1 pseudogene is annotated in these 266 nt (G+C 71.8%); it reads left to right on the forward strand.

Features of this window, described 5'->3' with window-relative positions:
* Window positions 1–266: pseudogene (locus tag GJQ66_RS12915) on the forward strand (3-oxoacyl-ACP synthase); the annotation flags it as partial.

Raw genomic sequence — 266 nt, forward strand, 5'->3', positions numbered from 1 at the left:
ATCCGCTCGCGCTCCGGCATCGCCACCCGGCACTGGGCCGGCCCGGAGGAGACCGTGTCGGCCATGTCCGTGGAGGCGGCCGGCAAGGCCATCGCGGACGCCGGTGTCACGCCCGAGCAGATCGGCGCGGTGATCGTCTCGACCGTCTCGCACTTCAAGCAGACGCCGGCCATCGCCACCGAGATCGCGCACAAGATCGGCGCGGGCAAGCCCGCCGCGTTCGACATCTCCGCCGGCTGCGCCGGATTCGGCTACGGACTCACCCT

This window comes from Microbacterium sp. ZXX196 (assembly GCF_009709595.1).
GTDB lineage: Bacteria > Actinomycetota > Actinomycetes > Actinomycetales > Microbacteriaceae > Microbacterium > Microbacterium excoecariae.